The following is an 18,887-nucleotide window of genomic DNA, read 5'->3' as shown; positions in this document are numbered from 1 at the left end:
ATGAGTGAATTTTCCCAGACAGTCCCCGAACTGGTTGCCTGGGCCAGGAAAAACGATTTCTCCATCTCGCTGCCGGTAGACAGACTCTCATTCCTGCTGGCGGTTGCGACGCTAAACGGCGAACGCCTGGATGGCGAAATGAGTGAAGGCGAACTGGTGGATGCGTTCCGCCACGTCAGTGATGCGTTTGAGCAAACCAGCGAAACCATTAGCGTGCGTGCCAACAACGCAATCAATGATATGGTGCGTCAACGTCTGCTGAACCGCTTTACCAGCGAGCAGGCGGAAGGAAACGCCATCTATCGTCTTACGCCACTGGGCATTGGCATTACCGACTATTACATCCGCCAGCGCGAATTTTCCACGCTGCGTCTCTCCATGCAGCTCTCCATTGTTGCAGGCGAGCTGAAGCGTGCCGCCGACGCGGCTGATGAAAACGGTGACGAATTCCACTGGCATCGCAACGTTTACGCGCCGCTAAAATACTCGGTCGCCGAGATTTTCGACAGTATCGATCTGACTCAACGTCTGATGGACGAACAGCAGCAGCAGGTCAAAGACGATATCGCTCAACTGCTGAATAAAGACTGGCGTGCGGCCATCTCCAGCTGTGAACTTTTGCTGTCAGAAACGTCCGGTACGCTACGTGAGTTGCAGGATACGCTGGAGGCGGCTGGGGATAAGCTACAGGCCAACCTGCTGCGCATCCAGGACGCGACGATGGCGCACGACGATCTGCATTTTATCGACCGTCTGGTGTTTGATTTGCAGAGTAAGCTTGACCGCATTATCAGCTGGGGCCAGCAGTCGATCGACCTGTGGATCGGTTACGACCGCCACGTGCATAAATTTATCCGTACCGCCATCGATATGGATAAGAACCGCGTCTTTGCTCAGCGTCTGCGCCAGTCGGTACAGACCTACTTTGATGCGCCGTGGGCGCTGACCTACGCCAACGCCGATCGTCTTCTGGATATGCGCGACGAAGAGATGGCGCTGCGTGATGAAGAGGTTACCGGGGAACTGCCGCCGGATCTGGAATACGAAGAATTTAACGAAATTCGCGAGCAGCTTGCGGCGATGATCGAAGAACAGCTCGCTGTCTATAAAGCCAGACAAGCACCGCTGGATCTTGGTCTCGTGGTACGCGACTATCTGGCGCAGTATCCGCGAGCGCGCCACTTCGATGTAGCCCGCATTGTTGTAGACCAGGCGGTGCGCCTGGGCATCGCACAAGCCGATTTCACCGGACTGCCGCCGAAGTGGCAGCCGATTAACGATTACGGAGCCAAGGTACAGGCGCATGTCATTGACAAATATTGAACAAGTGATGCCAGTTAAGCTGGCACAGGCGCTGGCGAATCCGTTGTTTCCGGCGCTGGACAGCCAGCTGCGTGCCGGTCGTCACATTGGCCTTGACGAGCTGGATAATCACGCCTTTTTGATGGACTTTCAGGAGTATCTGGAAGAGTTTTACGCTCGCTATAACGTTGAGCTGATCCGCGCCCCGGAAGGGTTTTTCTACCTGCGTCCGCGCTCTACTACGCTTATTCCGCGCTCGGTGCTTTCCGAACTGGATATGATGGTCGGCAAAATTCTCTGCTACCTCTACCTCAGCCCGGAACGTCTGGCGAATGAAGGGATCTTCACCCAGCAGGAGCTTTACGATGAGCTGCTGTCGCTGGCGGATGAAAGCAAGCTGCTCAAGCTGGTAAATAACCGCTCGACGGGGTCCGATCTGGACCGTCAGAAATTACAGGAAAAAGTTCGCTCTTCCCTGAACCGTCTGCGCCGTCTGGGAATGGTCTGGTTCATGGGTCACGACAGCAGCAAGTTCCGCATTACCGAATCGGTCTTCCGCTTTGGTGCCGACGTGCGTGCGGGTGACGATGCGCGTGAAGCACAGCTGCGCATGATCCGTGACGGTGAAGCGATGCCGGTGGAAAACCATTTGCAGCTCAATGACGAGCACGAAGAGAATCAGCCGGATAGCGGGGAGGAAGAGTAATGATTGAACGCGGTAAATTTCGCTCACTAACGCTGATTAACTGGAACGGCTTCTTTGCCCGAACCTTCGATCTGGATGAGCTGGTGACAACGCTCTCCGGCGGTAACGGGGCAGGTAAATCCACCACCATGGCGGCCTTCGTGACGGCGCTGATCCCTGACCTGACCCTGCTGCACTTCCGTAACACCACTGAAGCGGGTGCAACGAGCGGCTCCCGAGATAAAGGGCTGCACGGTAAGCTGAAAGCGGGCGTCTGTTATTCGGTGCTGGACGTGATCAACTCCCGTCATCAGCGCGTGGTTGTAGGCGTGCGCCTGCAGCAGGTTGCCGGCCGCGACCGTAAAGTAGATATCAAACCGTTTGCGATCCAGGGGCTGCCAACCTCCGTGCAGCCGACCGCGCTGCTGACGGAAACCCTGAATGAACGTCAGGCGCGCGTTCTGACGCTCCAGGAGCTGAAAGACAAGCTGGAAGCCATCGAAGGCGTGCAGTTTAAGCAGTTTAACTCCATTACCGACTACCACTCTCTGATGTTCGATCTCGGCGTGGTGGCCCGTCGTCTGCGCAGCGCGTCAGATCGTAGTAAATACTACCGTCTGATTGAAGCCTCCCTGTACGGCGGTATCTCAAGCGCCATTACCCGCTCCCTGCGCGACTACCTGCTGCCGGAAAACAGCGGCGTGCGTAAGGCCTTCCAGGATATGGAAGCCGCGTTGCGTGAAAACCGCATGACGCTGGAAGCGATTCGCGTTACGCAATCTGACCGCGATCTGTTTAAGCACCTGATCAGCGAAGCCACCAACTACGTGGCGGCAGACTATATGCGTCACGCCAACGAGCGCCGTATTCATCTCGATCAGGCGCTGGAATACCGCCGCGAGCTGTTTACCTCCCGCAAACAGCTGGTCGCCGAGCAGTATAAGCATGTCGAAATGGCGCGCGAACTGGGCGAGCACAACGGTGCCGAAGGGGATCTGGAAGCCGATTACCAGGCGGCCAGCGATCATCTGAACCTGGTGCAAACCGCGCTGCGTCAGCAGGAAAAAATCGAGCGTTATGAAGCCGATCTCGATGAGCTGCAAATTCGTCTTGAAGAGCAAAATGAAGTGGTGGCAGAAGCCGCCGATTTGCAGGAAGAGAACGAAGCCCGCGCGGAAGCCGCCGAGCTGGAAGTGGATGAGCTGAAAAGCCAGCTCGCAGACTACCAGCAGGCGCTGGACGTGCAGCAGACCCGCGCGATCCAATACAACCAGGCGCTGCAGGCGTTGCAGCGTGCCAAAGAGCTGTGCCACCTGCCGGACCTGACCCCTGAAAGCGCTGACGAATGGCTGGATACCTTCCAGGCCAAAGAGCAGGAAGCCACTGAGAAACTGCTTTCTCTCGATCAGAAAATGAGCGTGGCGCAAACGGCACACAGCCAGTTTGAGCAGGCGTACCAGCTGGTGGTGGCGATCAACGGTCCGCTGGCGCGTAACGAAGCGTGGGACGTTGCCCGTGAGCTACTGCGCGACGGCGTCAATCAGCGCCATCTGGCCGAACAGGTGCAGCCGCTGCGCATGCGCCTGAACGAGCTGGAACAGCGTCTGCGTGAACAGCAGGAAGCTGAGCGTCTGCTGGCGGAATTCTGCAAACGTCAGGGTAAAAATTACGATTTCGACGAGCTTGAGGCTCTGCATCAGGAGCTGGAAGCGCGTATTGCGGCCCTGTCCGATACCGTATCGAACGCCAGCGAACAGCGCATGACGCTGCGTCAGGAGCTGGAACAGCTTCAGTCCCGTTCGAAGACGCTCTTACAGCGTGCGCCGATCTGGCTGGCCGCACAAAGCAGCCTGAACCAGCTCAGCGAGCAGTGTGGTCAGGAGTTTGCCTCCAGCCAGGACGTCACAGAATACATGCAACAGCTGCTGGAGCGCGAACGCGAAGCGATTGTTGAGCGTGACGAAGTGGGCGCGCGCAAGCGTGACGTCGATGAAGAAATCGAGCGTTTAAGCCAGCCTGGCGGCTCAGAAGATCCGCGCCTGAATGCGTTAGCCGAGCGTTTCGGCGGCGTGCTGCTGTCTGAAATTTACGACGACGTCGGCCTGGACGATGCGCCGTACTTCTCCGCGCTGTACGGTCCGTCCCGTAACGCGATTGTAGTGCCGGATCTGTCGCTGATTTCTGACCAGCTTGCAGGGCTGGAAGACTGCCCGGAAGATCTCTACCTCATCGAAGGGGATCCGCAGTCGTTTGATGACAGCGTATTCAGCGTCGACGAGCTGGAAAAAGCGGTGGTGGTGAAAATCGCCGATCGCCAGTGGCGCTATTCGCGCTTCCCGGAACTGCCGCTGTTTGGCCGCGCCGCGCGTGAAAACCGTATTGAAAGCCTGCACGCCGAGCGTGAAACGCTTTCAGAGCGTTTTGCGACCCTGTCGTTTGACGTGCAGAAAACCCAGCGTCTGCATCAGGCGTTCAGCCGCTTTATCGGCAGCCATCTGGGCGTTGCCTTCCAGCCCGATCCGGAAGCCGAAATTCGTAAGCTCAACACCCGCCGCGGTGAGCTGGAGCGTGCGCTTGCCAGCCATGAAAATGACAACCAGCAAAGCCGCGTGCAGTTTGAGCAGGCGAAAGAAGGCGTTGCGGCCCTTAACCGCATCCTGCCGCGCCTGAACCTGCTGGCGGACGATACGCTCGCCGACCGCGTGGATGAGATTCAGGAACGTCTGGACGAAGCGCAGGAAGCGGCGCGCTTTGTGCAGCAACACGGCAATCAGCTGGCAAAACTGGAGCCGATGGTTTCCGTTCTCCAGAGCGACCCGGAACAGTTTGAGCAGTTAAAAGAAGATTACGCCTGGTCACAGCAGGTGCAGCGCGAAGCGCGTCAGCAGGCGTTTGCCCTCACGGAAGTGGTGCAACGTCGCGCACACTTCGGCTACTCCGATTCAGCAGAAATGCTGAGCGGGAACAGCGATCTGAATGAAAAGCTGCGCCAGCGTCTTGAGCAGGCCGAAGCGGAACGAACGCGCGCCCGTGAAGCGATGCGTACTCACGCTGCACAGCTGAGCCAGTACAGCCAGGTCATGGCGTCGCTGAAAAGCTCCTTCGACACCAAGAAAGAGCTGTTAAATGACCTGCATAAAGAGTTGCAGGACATTGGCGTGCGCGCCGACAGCGGCGCAGAAGAGCGGGCGCGTATTCGCCGCGATGAGCTGCATGCTCAGCTCAGCAACAACCGTGCGCGTCGTAATCAGCTCGAAAAAGCGCTGACCTTCTGTGAAGCGGAGATGGACAACCTGACGCGTCGTCTGCGCAAGCTGGAGCGCGACTATTTTGAGATGCGTGAACAGGTTGTGACTGCGAAGGCGGGCTGGTGCGCGGTGATGCGCATGGTGAAGGACAACAACGTGGAGCGTCGTCTGCACCGTCGCGAGCTGGCGTACCTGTCAGCCGATGAACTGCGCTCTATGTCGGATAAGGCGCTGGGTGCGCTGCGTCTGGCCGTGGCGGACAATGAACACCTGCGCGACGTGCTGCGCATGTCCGAAGATCCGAAGCGTCCTGAGCGCAAAATTCAGTTCTTCGTGGCGGTTTATCAGCACTTACGCGAACGTATTCGTCAGGACATCATCCGTACCGACGATCCGGTTGAAGCGATCGAACAGATGGAGATCGAGCTGGGCCGTCTGACGGAGGAGCTGACTTCCCGCGAGCAGAAGCTGGCAATCAGCTCCCGCAGCGTGGCGAATATTATTCGTAAAACCATTCAGCGCGAGCAGAACCGTATCCGTCAGCTGAACCAGGGCCTGCAAAGCGTGTCGTTTGGCCAGGTCAACAGCGTGCGGCTGAACGTGAACGTGCGTGAGGCGCACTCCACGCTGCTTGACGTGTTGTCTGAACAGCATGAGCAGCATCAGGATCTGTTCAACAGTAACCGCCTGACCTTCTCCGAAGCGCTGGCGAAGCTGTATCAGCGTCTGAATCCGCAGATTGACATGGGCCAGCGTACGCCGCAAACCATCGGCGAGGAGTTGCTGGACTACCGCAACTATCTGGAAATGGAAGTTGAGGTTAACCGTGGCTCAGACGGCTGGCTGCGCGCGGAATCCGGTGCGCTCTCTACCGGTGAAGCCATCGGTACCGGTATGTCGATTCTGGTGATGGTGGTGCAGAGCTGGGAAGATGAAGCGCGTCGTCTGCGTGGCAAGGACATCTCTCCATGCCGTCTGCTGTTCCTCGATGAAGCCGCGCGTCTCGACGCCCGCTCCATCGCCACGCTGTTTGAGCTTTGCGAGCGACTCGATATGCAGCTCATCATCGCGGCGCCGGAAAACATCAGTCCGGAAAAAGGGACAACCTATAAGCTGGTGCGTAAAGTGTTCCAGAACAGTGAACATGTACACGTCGTAGGTTTGCGTGGCTTTGCGCCGCAGCCTCCGGAGTCTTTACCGGGCACGGCTGACGCCTCTTAACCCCGGGTATGATAAAAGGCGGCGCTCAGGCGTCGCTTTTTTATTCACTTAACTTGTGTTCAGGGCTGCGTTATCTTTAAACTTCTTTACATAAGGCAAGGCAGCAGCGTGTATGCCTTTCTATACTGAAGGAAAGCTCCATAATACTGGGCATGTCGTGAAAAACAGGGGGCAAGGGATGTTGCTTAAGAAAGATCGTGGTCGTCAGCTGTCTGCGCTGAGTTTGTGCCTGACAGTGATGTTTGCTCCACTGTTTACCGCTCAGGCCGATGAGCCTGAAATTGTACCGACTGACAGCTCCGCGACGATGGGCGCGCAGCCGACGTCGCTGTCACAACCGCTGGATCAGTCTCCGGCGACGGCCATCATGGCCGGCATTAAACCGCTGCCGGAAGGCATCGATACTGAATCATTACGCCAGCAGCTTATGACCGGGCTGCCCTCGGGCTATACTCCCGCTTATATTAACCAGCTCACGCTGCTTTACGCTGCGCGCGATATGAAACCGATGTGGGAAAATCGCGATGCGGTACGTGCCTTCCAGCAGCAGCTGGCTGAAGTGGCGATTGCAGGTTTTCAGCCACAGTTCACGACCTGGGTTGAACTCCTGACCGACCCTGCCGTTACCGGACAGGCGCGTGATGTGGTGCTGTCTGATGCCATGATGGGCTACTTGCAGTTTGTGGCGGGGATTTCGGTGAACGGCAACCGCTGGTTATACAGCAGTAAACCGTACAAGCTGGCGACGCCCGCGCTGTCCGTCATTAATCAGTGGCAGCTGTCGCTGGACAACGGTGAACTGCCGCGCTTTATCGCAAGCCTTGCGCCTGCCCACCCGCAGTATGCCACGATGCATCAGTCGCTTCTTGAGCTGGTCGCGGATTCCCGCCCGTGGCCTCAGTTGCGTGGAACAGCAACGCTGCGTCCGGGACAATGGAGCAGCGATGTGCCTGCGATTCGCGAAATTATGAAACGGTCTGGCATGCTTGACAGCGGCCCTAAAATTGCGCTGCCCGGCGACGATACGCAAAACGCAGTCGTCAGCCCGTCGGCGCCGGTAAAAGAGAAAACCGCCGTTGCACTGAGCAATAAGCCCGCCGCTTACGATCGTGAGCTGGTCGCGGCAGTGAAGCAGTTCCAGGCCGCGCAGGGGCTGGGCGCCGACGGCGTGATTGGTCCATCGACTCGCGACTGGCTGAACGTCTCTCCGGCCCAGCGGGCAGGGGTGCTGGCGTTGAATATCCAGCGCTTGCGCTTGCTGCCGGGCACGTTATCCACCGGCATTATGGTCAACATTCCGGCGTACTCTCTGGTCTACTATCAGGACGGTAGCGAAGTGCTGGCGTCCCGCGTGATTGTGGGTCGACCTGACCGCAAAACGCCGATGATGAGCAGCGCGCTGAATAACGTGGTGGTTAACCCGCCGTGGAACGTGCCGCCGACGCTGGCGCGCAAAGATATCCTGCCTAAGGTCTGGAATGACCCGGGCTATCTGGAGCGACATAACTATACGGTGATGCGTGGCTGGAACAGCAAAGAAGCGATTGACCCCTGGATGGTCGACTGGTCAACGATTACGCCTTCGAACCTGCCGTTCCGTTTCCAGCAGGCACCGGGTGCGCATAACTCGCTCGGACGTTACAAATTCAATATGCCAAGTTCGGACGCAATCTATCTGCATGATACCCCGAACCATAATCTGTTCCAGAAAGACGCACGCGCGCTCAGTTCTGGCTGCGTTCGCGTGAATAAGGCCTCCGAACTGGCGAATATGCTGTTGCAGGATGCAGGCTGGAACGATACGCGGATATCAGATGCCCTGAAGCAGGGGGATACGCGTTACGTCAATATCCGCCACAATATTCCGGTCAATCTTTACTATCTGACGGCGTTTGTGGGCGCGGACGGACGTACCCAGTATCGTACAGATATTTACAATTATGATCTGACAGCGCGATCCGGCGCACAAATCTTGCCAAAAGCGGAACAATTAATCAGGTAAATGAAGTAGTTCGGTAAAAATGATTGTCGTAAGTTATGGTGAATATGAGGCGATCTGGCTGCAAGCCGCGTATTCACTGGGATTGGGCGCCTTGACGTAGCAGGCTTTGCCAGTTATGGTGCCCTTCGTGCGCTAAGCATATTGACAATTTCTTTTACCTGTAGACCTGATTATCATGGACAAATTTGACGCTAATCGCCGCAAATTGCTGGCGCTAGGTGGCGTTGCGCTGGGCGCAGCAGCCATCCTTCCGACGCCAGCATTTGCCACCCTCTCGACACCTCGTCCGCGTATTTTAACGCTCAACAATCTGCATACTGGTGAGACGCTTAAAGCGGAATTTTTCGATGGCAGAGGCTATATTCAGGATGAATTAGCACGACTCAACCATTTTTTCCGTGATTTCCGCGCGAACAAAATCAAAGCCATCGACCCTGGATTATTCGATCAGCTTTACCGCTTGCAGGGACTGCTGGGGACCAAAAGGCCGGTGCAACTCATTTCTGGCTATCGCTCTCTGGATACCAACAATGAACTGCGCGCCCACAGCCGTGGGGTAGCGAAAAAAAGCTATCACACCAAAGGGCAGGCGATGGATTTCCATATTGAAGGCGTTTCGTTAGCCAATATTCGCAAAGCGGCGTTATCTATGCGCGCAGGTGGTGTAGGATACTACCCACGTAGCAACTTTGTGCATATTGATACCGGGCCGGTTCGGCACTGGTAATAACGAAACACAGGAGCAGTATGAACTATCGTATTATTCCGGTTACCGCGTTCTCACAGAACTGTTCATTGATCTGGTGTGAACAAACTAAACTGGCCGCGCTTGTTGATCCCGGTGGCGACGCTGAGACAATCAAGCAGGAAGTCGCTGCCAGCGGTGTAACGCTGATGCAGATTTTACTGACCCATGGCCATCTTGACCATGTGGGTGCAGCGGCTGAACTGGCTGAACACTACGGTGTGCCGATTATCGGCCCGGAAAAAGAAGATGAGTTCTGGCTTCAGGGGCTGCCTGCCCAAAGCCGCATGTTTGGTCTGGATGACTGTCAGCCACTGACACCGGACCGCTGGCTGAACGAAGGCGATCGCGTTAACGTAGGGAATGTAACTTTACAGGTGTTGCATTGCCCCGGGCATACGCCCGGCCATATTGTCTTCTTTGATGACGTGTCACGCCTGCTGATTTCCGGTGACGTGATTTTCAAAGGGGGCGTAGGACGCAGCGATTTCCCACGCGGCGATCACGGTCAGCTGATTCAGTCGATTAAGCAGAAGTTATTACCGTTAGGTGATGATGTGACGTTTATCCCTGGACACGGACCAATGTCAACGCTGGGCGATGAGCGGTTGCATAACCCGTTCCTTCAGGATGAAATGCCTGTCTGGTAAACCCTTTCAATAAAAAAGCCTGCGCGATGCAGGCTTTTTTTTATGGGTGCAGGTTACAGCACCGCGACAATGGCTTCGCACAGCGGCGCCATGTTGTCAGGCGTCATACCTGCAACGTTCACGCGGCCAGAGGCAACGGCATAGACGCCAAACTCTTCACGCAGGCGCAGCACCTGCTCTTTGGTCAGACCGCTGAAGGAGAACATGCCGTTCTGCTTGATGATGAAGCTGAAGTCACGGTCGGCGCCTTTCTCAGCCAGCGTGTTCACAAACAGCAGACGCATGCGTTGAATGCGCTGACGCATATCGTTCAGCTCTTGTTCCCAGATTGCGCGCAGCGCATCGTTGCTCAGGATCGTCGCAACTACAGACGCACCGTGTGCCGGTGGGTTGGAGTAGTTAGCGCGGATCACGGACTTCATCTGGCTGAATGCGCGATCGACAGTTTGATCGTCAGCGGCCACCAGCGTACAGGCGCCGACACGCTCGTTATACAGACCAAAGTTCTTGGAATAGGAGCTTGCGACAATCAGCTCCTGATGGACGGCGGCGAATGCGCGCAGACCTTCAGCATCTTCTTCCAGACCACGGGCAAAGCCCTGGTAAGCGAAGTCGAACAGCGGCAGCCAGCCTTTTTCAACGGACAGCTTAGCCAGCTGTTCCCACTGTGCAAGCGTAGGATCGATACCAGTTGGGTTATGGCAGCAGCCATGGAACAGCACCACATCGCCCGCCTGGGCTTCGCTCAGGCTGGCCAGCAAACCATCGAAGTCCAGCGCGTGGTTTGCCGCGTCATAGTAGGCGTATTCACGGACTTCCAGACCCGCAGAATTAAACACGCTCTTGTGGTTCGGCCAGCTTGGATTGCTTACCCAGACACGCTTCACAGAGGTGTTTTTCGCCAGGAAATCTGCCGCCACGCGCAGTGCGCCGGTACCGCCTGGGGTCTGCGCCGTGCGGGCGCGTTTTTCGCTCACAATGGTGCTGCCTTTGCCGAACAGCAGCTCCTGGGTGCAGCGACCAAATTCAGGGATACCATCAATACCGAGGTAGTTTTTGGTGGTTTCGTTTTCCAGCAGATACTGCTCAGCTTTTTTGACGCTGGTCAGTACCGGAGTTTTGCCGGTTTCATCTTTATATACACCAATACCCAGGTTGATTTTGCCAGGGCGGTCGTCGGCACGAAACAGATCGGCCAGGCCCAGAATTGGGTCGGCAGGAGCGGCAGTAATGTTCTCAAACATGACGAAGTTCCATTGTGATTACAGAAGTGAAATCCGCTATCAGGTTAACGGTAGATTTACAAAATGCCAACCGTTTGCGACGAAAAGCGTGCGGCTTTTCAAAAGTCGCTATTATTTTCTCTCGGGAATAAAAAAACAGGGCCGAAGCCCTGTTCATTAAGCATATAGCAACGAGGTGTGCTGATTAGAACTGGTAAACCAGACCCAGAGCCACGATGTCGTCGTTGTTGATGCCCAGCTTGTTGTCGTCTTTCAGCTGGTTGATCTGATAGTCAACATAGGTAGACATGTTTTTGTTGAAGTAGTAGGTCGCACCGATATCAACGTAGTTGATGTAGTCTTCGTCACCGATACCTTCTACGTCTTTCGCTTTAGATTTGTAGTAAGCGATGGACGGACGCAGGCCGAAATCGAACTGGTACTGAGCGACAACAGAGAAGTCCTGAGACTTGTTAGCGAAACCACGGCTGCCCAGGCGCGCTGCGTTACGCATTTCGCCATAAATGGCTGCCAGGTAGATGTTGTTCGCGTCGTATTTCAGGCCGGTTGCCCACTGTTCAGCTTTGTCGCCTTCACCCCATTCCAGAGTCTGCTGGTTGTTGGTACGGTCAGCGGCGCCATAAGCACCGACAATGCCGAAGCCTTCGTAGTCATAGCTCAGAGAGGTCGCCCAGCCGTCGCCGTTGGAACGTACCGCGTCATCACGTTCATTTTTGCCCAGGTACTGAACACCAAAGTTCAGACCGTCAACCAGGCCGAAGAAGTTGCTGTTACGGTAAGTCGCCAGACCACCCGTACGGCCTGCGAAGAAGTTATCGCTCGCGCCGGTGTCGCCGCCGAACTCAGGCAGCATATCGGTGATGCCGATTGCGTCATAGACCAGACCGTAGTTACGACCGTAGTCGAAGGAGCCTGCGTCACCAAATTTCAGACCTGCGAATGCCAGACGGGTTTTGTTGCCGTTCTGCGCATCGCCGCCTTCAGAGTTGTTACCCTGGAAGTTGTATTCCCACTGACCGTAGCCAGTCAGCTGATCGTTGATCTGAGTTTCACCTTTGAAGCCCAGACGCGCGTAAGTGTTGTCGCCATCGTTGCCCGCGTAATCAGAGAAGTAATGCAGGCCAACTGCTTTCCCGTAAAGATCTAATTTGTTGCCGTCTTTGTTATAGATTTCAGCAGCGTTTGCTGCACCGGCTACCAGCAGGGCAGGGACTACCACTGCCAGGATATTGCGCTTCATCATTATTTATTACCCTCATTGGTTTTTTTATGACACTCGCCACTGCCGTCAATAAATTCTGTCAATAAATATTTCCGGAACTATTGATGAGAGTTAGGTGTCTTTATGTGTCTGACAGGCATCTTTCCATTCATAGAACCGTTTCGCTACACTGAAAGTGCTACAATCTTCAAGATTCAGTTACCAAAAGAAAATATGTGTAACTAAATATGTATTTTTGGGAACTTTGTGAAGCACCTCAAACTTCAGCGCGTTCTGGTGAATTAAACCTCCCCTTTATTCTTATATATATGATTTCCTTATGTTTAATTTAGCTAAAGGCCTTTCGTATAAACAGAAGTTAAACGGCTCATTTTTTCTTATAATCGACAAAAGCCATCCAGATGGCTGTGAAAGTGGTTGTTTTTTGTGCTATTGCGTAAGGATTGTATTAAGCGCAATAAGAATAGGGTTGTTTTTTTGTCTAAGGATATTTCGTGGAAACAAAACGTAACAGGTAGAGGGAATTGCGGGGTTGTGGTTTATAGACGCTTACTTTTGACTGACGAAAACTGACATTGCAGGATAAAATAATGGCCAGCATTTGCTGGCCATTAATGATTTGGTCGGTTAGAAACTTGCGTTACGCGGTGTGCGTGGGAACGGAATCACATCACGTACGTTCTGAACACCTGTTACGTAAGCAATCAGACGTTCGAAGCCCAGGCCAAAGCCAGAGTGCGGAACGGTGCCGTAGCGACGGAGATCGCGATACCAGCTGTAGTCCGCCGGGTTCAGGCCCATCTCCTGCATACGCGCGTCCAGTACATCCAGGCGCTCTTCACGCTGGGAGCCACCGATGATCTCACCGATGCCCGGCGCCAGAACATCCATCGCGGCAACGGTTTTACCATCTTCGTTAAGGCGCATATAGAACGCCTTAATGTCTTTCGGATAGTTTTTCACCACAACCGGTGCTTTGAAGTGCTTCTCTGCCAGATAACGTTCATGCTCGGAGGAGAGATCCACGCCCCAGTAAACCGGGTTTTCGAATTTCTCACCGCATTTTTCCAGGATAGCGACCGCGTCGGTGTAATCCACCTGCGCGAAGTCTGCGGAGACGAAGCGTTCAAGACGGGCGATGGCGTCGTTATCGACACGCTCAGCGAAGAATTTCATGTCGTCTGCGCGTTCTTCGAGAACGGCTTTGAACACGTATTTCAGCATCGCTTCTGCCAGGCCAGCCACGTCATTCAGATCGGCAAAGGCGACTTCCGGCTCCAGCATCCAGAATTCCGCCAGGTGACGGCTGGTGTTAGAGTTTTCCGCACGGAAGGTTGGGCCGAAGGTGTAGATCTTAGACAGCGCACAGGCGTAGGTTTCGCCGTTGAGCTGGCCGGAAACCGTCAGGAAGGCTTCTTTACCAAAGAAGTCTTTGTCGTAATCGACTTTTCCTTCCGGCGTACGTGGCAGGTTTTCCATATCCAGCGTTGAAACGCGGAACATTTCACCTGCGCCTTCGGTATCGGATGCCGTGATCAGCGGAGTAGACACCCAGAAGTAACCCTGCTCGTCAAAGAATCGATGCAGCGCCTGCGCCAGCGTATGACGCACGCGCGCCACTGCACCAATAAGGTTGGTGCGCGGACGCAGGTGCGCAACTTCACGCAGATATTCGATGCTGTGACGCTTTGCAGCCATCGGATAGGTGTCCGGATCTTCAACCCAGCCGGTCACTTCCACCGAGGTCGCCTGAATTTCGTAGCTCTGACCCTGGCCCGGAGAGGCCACCACAACACCGGTGACGATCACGGAACAGCCGGTTGTCAGGTGCAGAACGTCATCATTGTAATTGGGCAGAGAATTATTAATGACGGCCTGTACAGGATCAAAGCAGGAACCGTCATAGACGGCGAGGAAGGAGATGCCAGCTTTAGAATCTCGGCGAGTACGCACCCATCCGCGCACGGTGACCTCCTGGTCAACGGCGACACGGCCCTGGAGTACGTCGGCTACAGGCACAACGCTCATAATATTCTCTCTGTTAATAGTCGGAAAAAATAAACACTTGTCCGCCCTTATAGGGGGGATATCTATGTTACCTGCCATCCGCTATCAGACAAGTAAATTTCACCGTCTTAAGAGAAGAAATAAGAAATTAATAAGAGAAGGGGAGCCATGAAGGCTCCCCCGAAGCCGTTAACTGGCTTTTTTAACCTGAGGCAGATCGAAGGCTTTACGTAATGCGCGGACAAACGCTTTGTCATGGCAGATGGTTTTGCCCGGGCTGTCGGAGAGCTTCGCGACCGGCTTACCGTTACATTCCACTAGCTTTATGACGATGTTCAGCGGTTTCACCTGGGGGATATCACAGGTTAAGCGCGTACCAATTCCGAAACTCAGGTTCACCCGCGATGAGAAGTGGCGATAAAGGTCGACGGCTTTCGCCAGGTCAAGGTTATCGGAGAAGACCAGCACCTTACTCATGGGATCGATACCCAGTTTTTCGTAATGGGCGATGGCTTTCTCACCCCATTCAACCGGGTCCCCGGAATCATGGCGCAAACCCTGGTAGCGTTCGGCAAACTCAGGGCCAAAGTCGCGCAGGAACGCGTCCATGGTAATGCAGTCGGTAAGGGCAATACCCAGCCGATCCGGGTATTCCTCAAGCCACGCGGCGAGGGCGGCGCGCTGGCTGTTGGCAAGGTCAGGGCTGATCTGCTGGTGCGCCTGGAACCATTCGTGCGCCTGGGTACCCATCGGCGTTAAATCAAGGCGACGCGCCAGATCGTAGTTACTGGTGCCAACGAACCACGGCTCCTGTTGCAGACGTCTGACAATGGCTTCCTGAACCTCGCGAGAGAAGCGGCGGCGCGTGCCAAAGTCCATCAGACGGAAGCGGGACATATCCAGCCCTTCTGTCAGTCTGGAAAACTCAACGAGTTTATTCTCCAGAGCAGCAACCGCCTGCGTTACACCGGTTTCAGGGGAGCGATAGCGGTGGGCCAGCTCGCTGATCACGGCCAGAAGCGGCACTTCCCACATGATCACTTCGCGCCACGGGCCGGTCAGACGAATGTCCAGCTTGCCGTTATCATTGGTGACGGTGACCTGTTCCGGCTTATAGCGGAACTCACGCAGCCAGTTCAGATAGTCCGCTTTAAAGAAAGGCAGGCCTGAAAGCCACTGATATTCGTCATCGGTGAGCGCCAGATGCTGCATGGCATCGACCTGTTCACGAATGGAATCTGCGTAGATACCCAGCAAGTCGTCACCCCGGCAGCGAAATTCCGCCGCAACATGAACATCATGATAGTGGTGAAACACGGCTTGCTGCATATGCAGCTTGTACGCGTCGGTATCCAGCAACGTATGCAGAACCGGAGAAGCGAATTGAGTCATAGGTGCGCTGTAGCATCCTCTCACGGGAGCGTTTAGTACAATAAACAACTCCGGAGTATACCCTGTTTAGTGATTTATTGAACCCCGATCACAACATAAGCACACTTTATGGTCGAGCGCATTTCGTGCCCCGTGTTATAAAAATGTAGCAAAAACGGCGTTGTGCCTGAAAAGATGAACATTCTGCATAGCGCGTTTTACACAACCGGAATATATTGAATCGTTACTCGACAAACGATGCATAAGGTTTTCTATGACACAACAGCCACAAGCTAAATACCGCCACGACTACCGTGCGCCGGATTACCTGATAAGCGATATCGATCTGACCTTCGAACTGGATGCCACAAAAACCGTCGTGACGGCGGTAAGCCAGGTGACGCGCCAGAGCGCGACAGCCGTGCCGCTGCGTCTGGATGGTGAAGACCTGACGCTGGTTTCCCTGCATATTAATGATGAAGCCTGGTCAGACTATAAAGAAGAAGGCAACCAGCTGGTCATCGACAACCTGCCGGAACGCTTTACCCTGCGCATCGTGAATGAAATCAGCCCTGCCGCCAATACCGCGCTGGAAGGGCTTTACCAGTCAGGCGTAGCCCTGTGCACCCAATGTGAAGCCGAAGGGTTCCGCCACATTACCTGGTATCTGGATCGCCCGGACGTCCTGGCGCGCTTTACCACCAAAATTATTGCCGACAAAACGCTGTACCCGTACCTGCTTTCCAACGGCAACCGGATTGGTGAAGGGGAAATGGAGAATGGCCGTCACTGGGTACAGTGGCAGGATCCGTTCCCGAAACCCTGCTACCTGTTTGCGCTGGTGGCGGGCGATTTCGATGTTCTGCGCGACACCTTTAAAACGCGCTCTGGCCGTGAAGTCGCGCTGGAGCTGTTCGTGGACCGTGGCAACCTTGACCGCGCCCCGTGGGCAATGACCTCCCTCATCAACTCCATGAAGTGGGATGAAACGCGCTTTGGCCTCGAATATGACCTCGACATCTATATGATCGTTGCTGTCGATTTCTTCAATATGGGCGCGATGGAGAATAAAGGTCTTAACATCTTCAACTCCAAATACGTGCTGGCGCGTAACGATACCGCAACGGATAAAGATTACCTCGATATCGAACGCGTTATCGGCCACGAATATTTCCATAACTGGACCGGGAACCGCGTCACCTGCCGCGACTGGTTCCAGCTGAGCCTGAAAGAGGGCTTAACCGTCTTCCGCGATCAGGAGTTCAGCTCCGATCTGGGATCGCGGGCGGTAAACCGCATCAACAACGTGCGCACCATGCGTGGTCTGCAATTTGCAGAAGATGCCAGCCCAATGGCCCATCCGATCCGCCCGGATAAAGTCATTGAGATGAATAACTTCTACACCCTGACGGTGTACGAAAAAGGCGCTGAAATTATCCGCATGATCCACACCCTGCTGGGCGAAGCGAATTTCCAGAAAGGGATGCAGCTTTACTTCGAGCGTCATGACGGCAGTGCGGCCACCTGCGACGATTTCGTCCAGGCGATGGAAGACGCCTCTAACGTGGATCTGTCTCATTTCCGCCGCTGGTACAGCCAGGCCGGTACGCCGATTGTGACGGTCAAAGACGACTATAACCCGGAAACTGAGCAGTACACGCTGACCATCAGCCAGCGCACACCGCCAACGGCGGAGCAGGAAGAGAAACATCCGCTGCACATTCCGTTCAGCGTTGAGCTGTACGACAACGAAGGCAACGTGATCCCGCTACAGAAGGGCGGTCACCCGGTACATAACGTGCTGAATGTGACCCAGGCAGAGCAGACCTTTATCTTCGATAACGTCTATTTCCAGCCTGTTCCTGCCCTGCTGTGCGAGTTCTCCGCGCCGGTGAAACTCGAATACAAGTGGAGCGATCAGCAGCTGACGTTCCTGATGCGTTACGCGCGCAACGATTTCTCGCGCTGGGATGCGGCACAAAGCCTGCTGGCGACCTACATCAAGCTGAACGTCAACCGTTACCAGCAGGGCCAGCCGCTGACGCTGCCGGTTCATGTGGCAGACGCGTTCCGTGCCATCCTGCTGGATGAGAACATTGACCCGGCGCTGGCGGCTGAAATTTTGACGCTGCCGTCTGCGACTGAAATCGCCGAGCTGTTTGACATCATCGACCCGATTGCGATCGTCGCCGTGCGTGAAGCGCTGACCCGCACGCTGGCGACCGAACTGGCAGATGAGTTCCTCGCCATTTACAACGCCAACAAGCTGGACGCGTATCGGGTGGAACATGGGGATATCGGTAAACGTTCCCTGCGCAATACCTGCCTGCGCTATCTGGCGTTTGGTGAGGCAGAACTGGCGAACACGCTGGTCAGCAAGCAGTACCACGAAGCCGATAACATGACGGATGCCCTGGCCGCGCTGGCCGCAAGCGTTGCCGCCGAGCTGCCGTGCCGCGATGCGCTTATGCAGGAGTACGACGACAGGTGGCATCAGGATGGTCTGGTGATGGACAAGTGGTTCATTCTTCAGGCCACCAGCCCGGCAGTCGATGTACTCAGCAAGGTCCGCAGCCTGCTGAAGCACCGTTCGTTCACCATGAGCAACCCGAACCGCGTCCGCTCCCTGATTGGCGCGTTTGCCAGCAGCAACCCGGCCGCGTTCCATGCTGAAGACGGCAGCGGTTATCAGTTCATGGTTGAAATGCTGACCGAGCTGAACAGCCGTAACCCGCAGGTGGCGTCTCGTCTGATTGAGCCGCTGATCCGCCTGAAACGCTACGATGCGCAGCGTCAGGCGAAAATGCGTGCCGCACTTGAGCAGCTGAAAGGGCTGGAAAATTTGTCTGGCGATCTGTACGAGAAGATTACAAAGGCGCTGGCCTGATGTAAAAAAGCCCGGTGGCGCTTCGGTATGAACCGGAAACATGGGTAACACTTTAGACCGGATACATGGGTAACAGTTATAACTGGCATAGAAGAGGAGACTCGCTATGCCCTGGACTGAGACCCGACCTATGCAACGCCTTGATTTCATCCGTGCCTGCCATGCAGGTACGGATTCTTTTTCTGCCCTCTGCCGTCTCTTCGGCATCAGTCGAAAAACCGGTTACAAATGGCTTCAGCGTTTTGACCCCTCTGACCTGTCATCTCTCTCTGACCGGTCGCGTGCTCCGCACTCCCACTCCCG

12 protein-coding genes are annotated in these 18,887 nt (G+C 55.1%); 8 read left to right on the top strand and 4 right to left on the bottom strand.

Annotated elements, in window-relative coordinates:
• The 6 genes from mukF (at position 1) to CKK19_RS06380 (ending at position 9,853) form a co-directional block, all read left to right on the top strand.
• A complete protein-coding gene (gene mukF / locus CKK19_RS06405) occupies positions 1–1,323 on the top strand; it encodes a chromosome partition protein MukF (RefSeq protein ID WP_022647635.1) in 1,323 nt (440 codons plus the stop codon).
• Positions 1,304–2,008 carry a chromosome partition protein MukE gene (gene mukE / locus CKK19_RS06400; RefSeq protein WP_003858208.1) on the top strand — a complete coding sequence of 235 codons (705 nt, stop codon included), beginning with the start codon at positions 1,304–1,306 and terminating at the stop codon, positions 2,006–2,008. The genes mukF and mukE overlap by 20 nt, the downstream gene beginning before the upstream one ends.
• Complete coding sequence (gene mukB, locus CKK19_RS06395) at positions 2,008–6,456, top strand: chromosome partition protein MukB (RefSeq protein ID WP_023299731.1); 4,449 nt, start codon at positions 2,008–2,010, stop codon at positions 6,454–6,456. The genes mukE and mukB overlap by 1 nt, the downstream gene beginning before the upstream one ends.
• A gap of 178 nt (positions 6,457–6,634) precedes the next feature.
• Complete coding sequence (gene ldtD, locus CKK19_RS06390; protein WP_063854226.1) at positions 6,635–8,458, top strand: L,D-transpeptidase; 1,824 nt, start codon at positions 6,635–6,637, stop codon at positions 8,456–8,458.
• A 175-nt stretch (positions 8,459–8,633) separates the two neighbouring features.
• Positions 8,634–9,185 carry a YcbK family protein gene (locus tag CKK19_RS06385; protein ID WP_003858202.1) on the top strand — a complete coding sequence of 184 codons (552 nt, stop codon included), beginning with the start codon at positions 8,634–8,636 and terminating at the stop codon, positions 9,183–9,185.
• A gap of 20 nt (positions 9,186–9,205) precedes the next feature.
• Positions 9,206–9,853, top strand: coding sequence for an MBL fold metallo-hydrolase (locus CKK19_RS06380; protein ID WP_023299733.1), 648 nt, complete (start codon positions 9,206–9,208; stop codon positions 9,851–9,853).
• Between the two features lie 53 nt (positions 9,854–9,906).
• Here the strand turns inward: CKK19_RS06380 and CKK19_RS06375 are convergent, their stop codons facing one another.
• The 4 genes from CKK19_RS06375 to pncB all read right to left on the bottom strand — a co-directional run bounded on the left by CKK19_RS06375 (position 9,907) and on the right by pncB (position 15,718).
• Positions 9,907–11,097: an amino acid aminotransferase gene (locus CKK19_RS06375; RefSeq protein WP_048965695.1), complete on the bottom strand. Its 1,191-nt coding sequence runs from the start codon at positions 11,095–11,097 to the stop codon at positions 9,907–9,909.
• A gap of 184 nt (positions 11,098–11,281) precedes the next feature.
• Entirely contained in the window at positions 11,282–12,340 is a 1,059-nt protein-coding gene (ompF, locus tag CKK19_RS06370; protein WP_022647640.1) for a porin OmpF, read from the bottom strand.
• Positions 12,341–12,946: 606 nt separating this feature from the next.
• Positions 12,947–14,347 carry an asparagine--tRNA ligase gene (gene asnS / locus CKK19_RS06365; RefSeq protein WP_003858191.1) on the bottom strand — a complete coding sequence of 467 codons (1,401 nt, stop codon included), beginning with the start codon at positions 14,345–14,347 and terminating at the stop codon, positions 12,947–12,949.
• Positions 14,348–14,515: 168 nt separating this feature from the next.
• Positions 14,516–15,718 (bottom strand): nicotinate phosphoribosyltransferase, encoded by a 1,203-nt coding sequence (pncB, locus tag CKK19_RS06360; protein ID WP_023299736.1) that lies wholly within the window; start codon positions 15,716–15,718, stop codon positions 14,516–14,518.
• Between the two features lie 253 nt (positions 15,719–15,971).
• Here pncB and pepN point away from each other — a divergent pair, with 253 nt between their 5' ends.
• Positions 15,972–18,584, top strand: a complete 2,613-nt coding sequence (gene pepN, locus CKK19_RS06355; RefSeq protein ID WP_225455077.1) for an aminopeptidase N — start codon at positions 15,972–15,974, stop codon at positions 18,582–18,584.
• A 106-nt stretch (positions 18,585–18,690) separates the two neighbouring features.
• Positions 18,691–18,887, top strand: a 197-nt coding sequence (locus tag CKK19_RS06350; RefSeq protein WP_196343145.1) for a helix-turn-helix domain-containing protein, incomplete at its 3' end; no start/stop codon positions are given.

Source organism: Enterobacter sp. CCUG 70166 (genome assembly GCF_020224095.1).
Classification (GTDB): Bacteria; Pseudomonadota; Gammaproteobacteria; order Enterobacterales; family Enterobacteriaceae; genus Enterobacter; species Enterobacter intestinihominis.
Note: the sequence above shows the minus strand (reverse complement) of the source record. Positions and strands in the feature narration are given on the sequence as shown.

What these genes read in the sequence shown, in the direction of transcription:
- pepN (WP_225455077.1), top strand. Translation starts at nt 15,972, where the DNA reads ATGACACAACAGCCACAAGCTAAATACCGCCACGACTACCGTGCGCCG.
- mukE (WP_003858208.1), top strand. Translation starts at nt 1,304, where the DNA reads ATGTCATTGACAAATATTGAACAAGTGATGCCAGTTAAGCTGGCACAG.
- CKK19_RS06380 (WP_023299733.1), top strand. Translation starts at nt 9,206, where the DNA reads ATGAACTATCGTATTATTCCGGTTACCGCGTTCTCACAGAACTGTTCA.
- mukF (WP_022647635.1), top strand. Translation starts at nt 1, where the DNA reads ATGAGTGAATTTTCCCAGACAGTCCCCGAACTGGTTGCCTGGGCCAGG.
- mukB (WP_023299731.1), top strand. Translation starts at nt 2,008, where the DNA reads ATGATTGAACGCGGTAAATTTCGCTCACTAACGCTGATTAACTGGAAC.
- ompF (WP_022647640.1), bottom strand. Translation starts at nt 12,340, where the DNA reads ATGATGAAGCGCAATATCCTGGCAGTGGTAGTCCCTGCCCTGCTGGTA.
- ldtD (WP_063854226.1), top strand. Translation starts at nt 6,635, where the DNA reads ATGTTGCTTAAGAAAGATCGTGGTCGTCAGCTGTCTGCGCTGAGTTTG.
- CKK19_RS06385 (WP_003858202.1), top strand. Translation starts at nt 8,634, where the DNA reads ATGGACAAATTTGACGCTAATCGCCGCAAATTGCTGGCGCTAGGTGGC.
- asnS (WP_003858191.1), bottom strand. Translation starts at nt 14,347, where the DNA reads ATGAGCGTTGTGCCTGTAGCCGACGTACTCCAGGGCCGTGTCGCCGTT.
- CKK19_RS06375 (WP_048965695.1), bottom strand. Translation starts at nt 11,097, where the DNA reads ATGTTTGAGAACATTACTGCCGCTCCTGCCGACCCAATTCTGGGCCTG.
- pncB (WP_023299736.1), bottom strand. Translation starts at nt 15,718, where the DNA reads ATGACTCAATTCGCTTCTCCGGTTCTGCATACGTTGCTGGATACCGAC.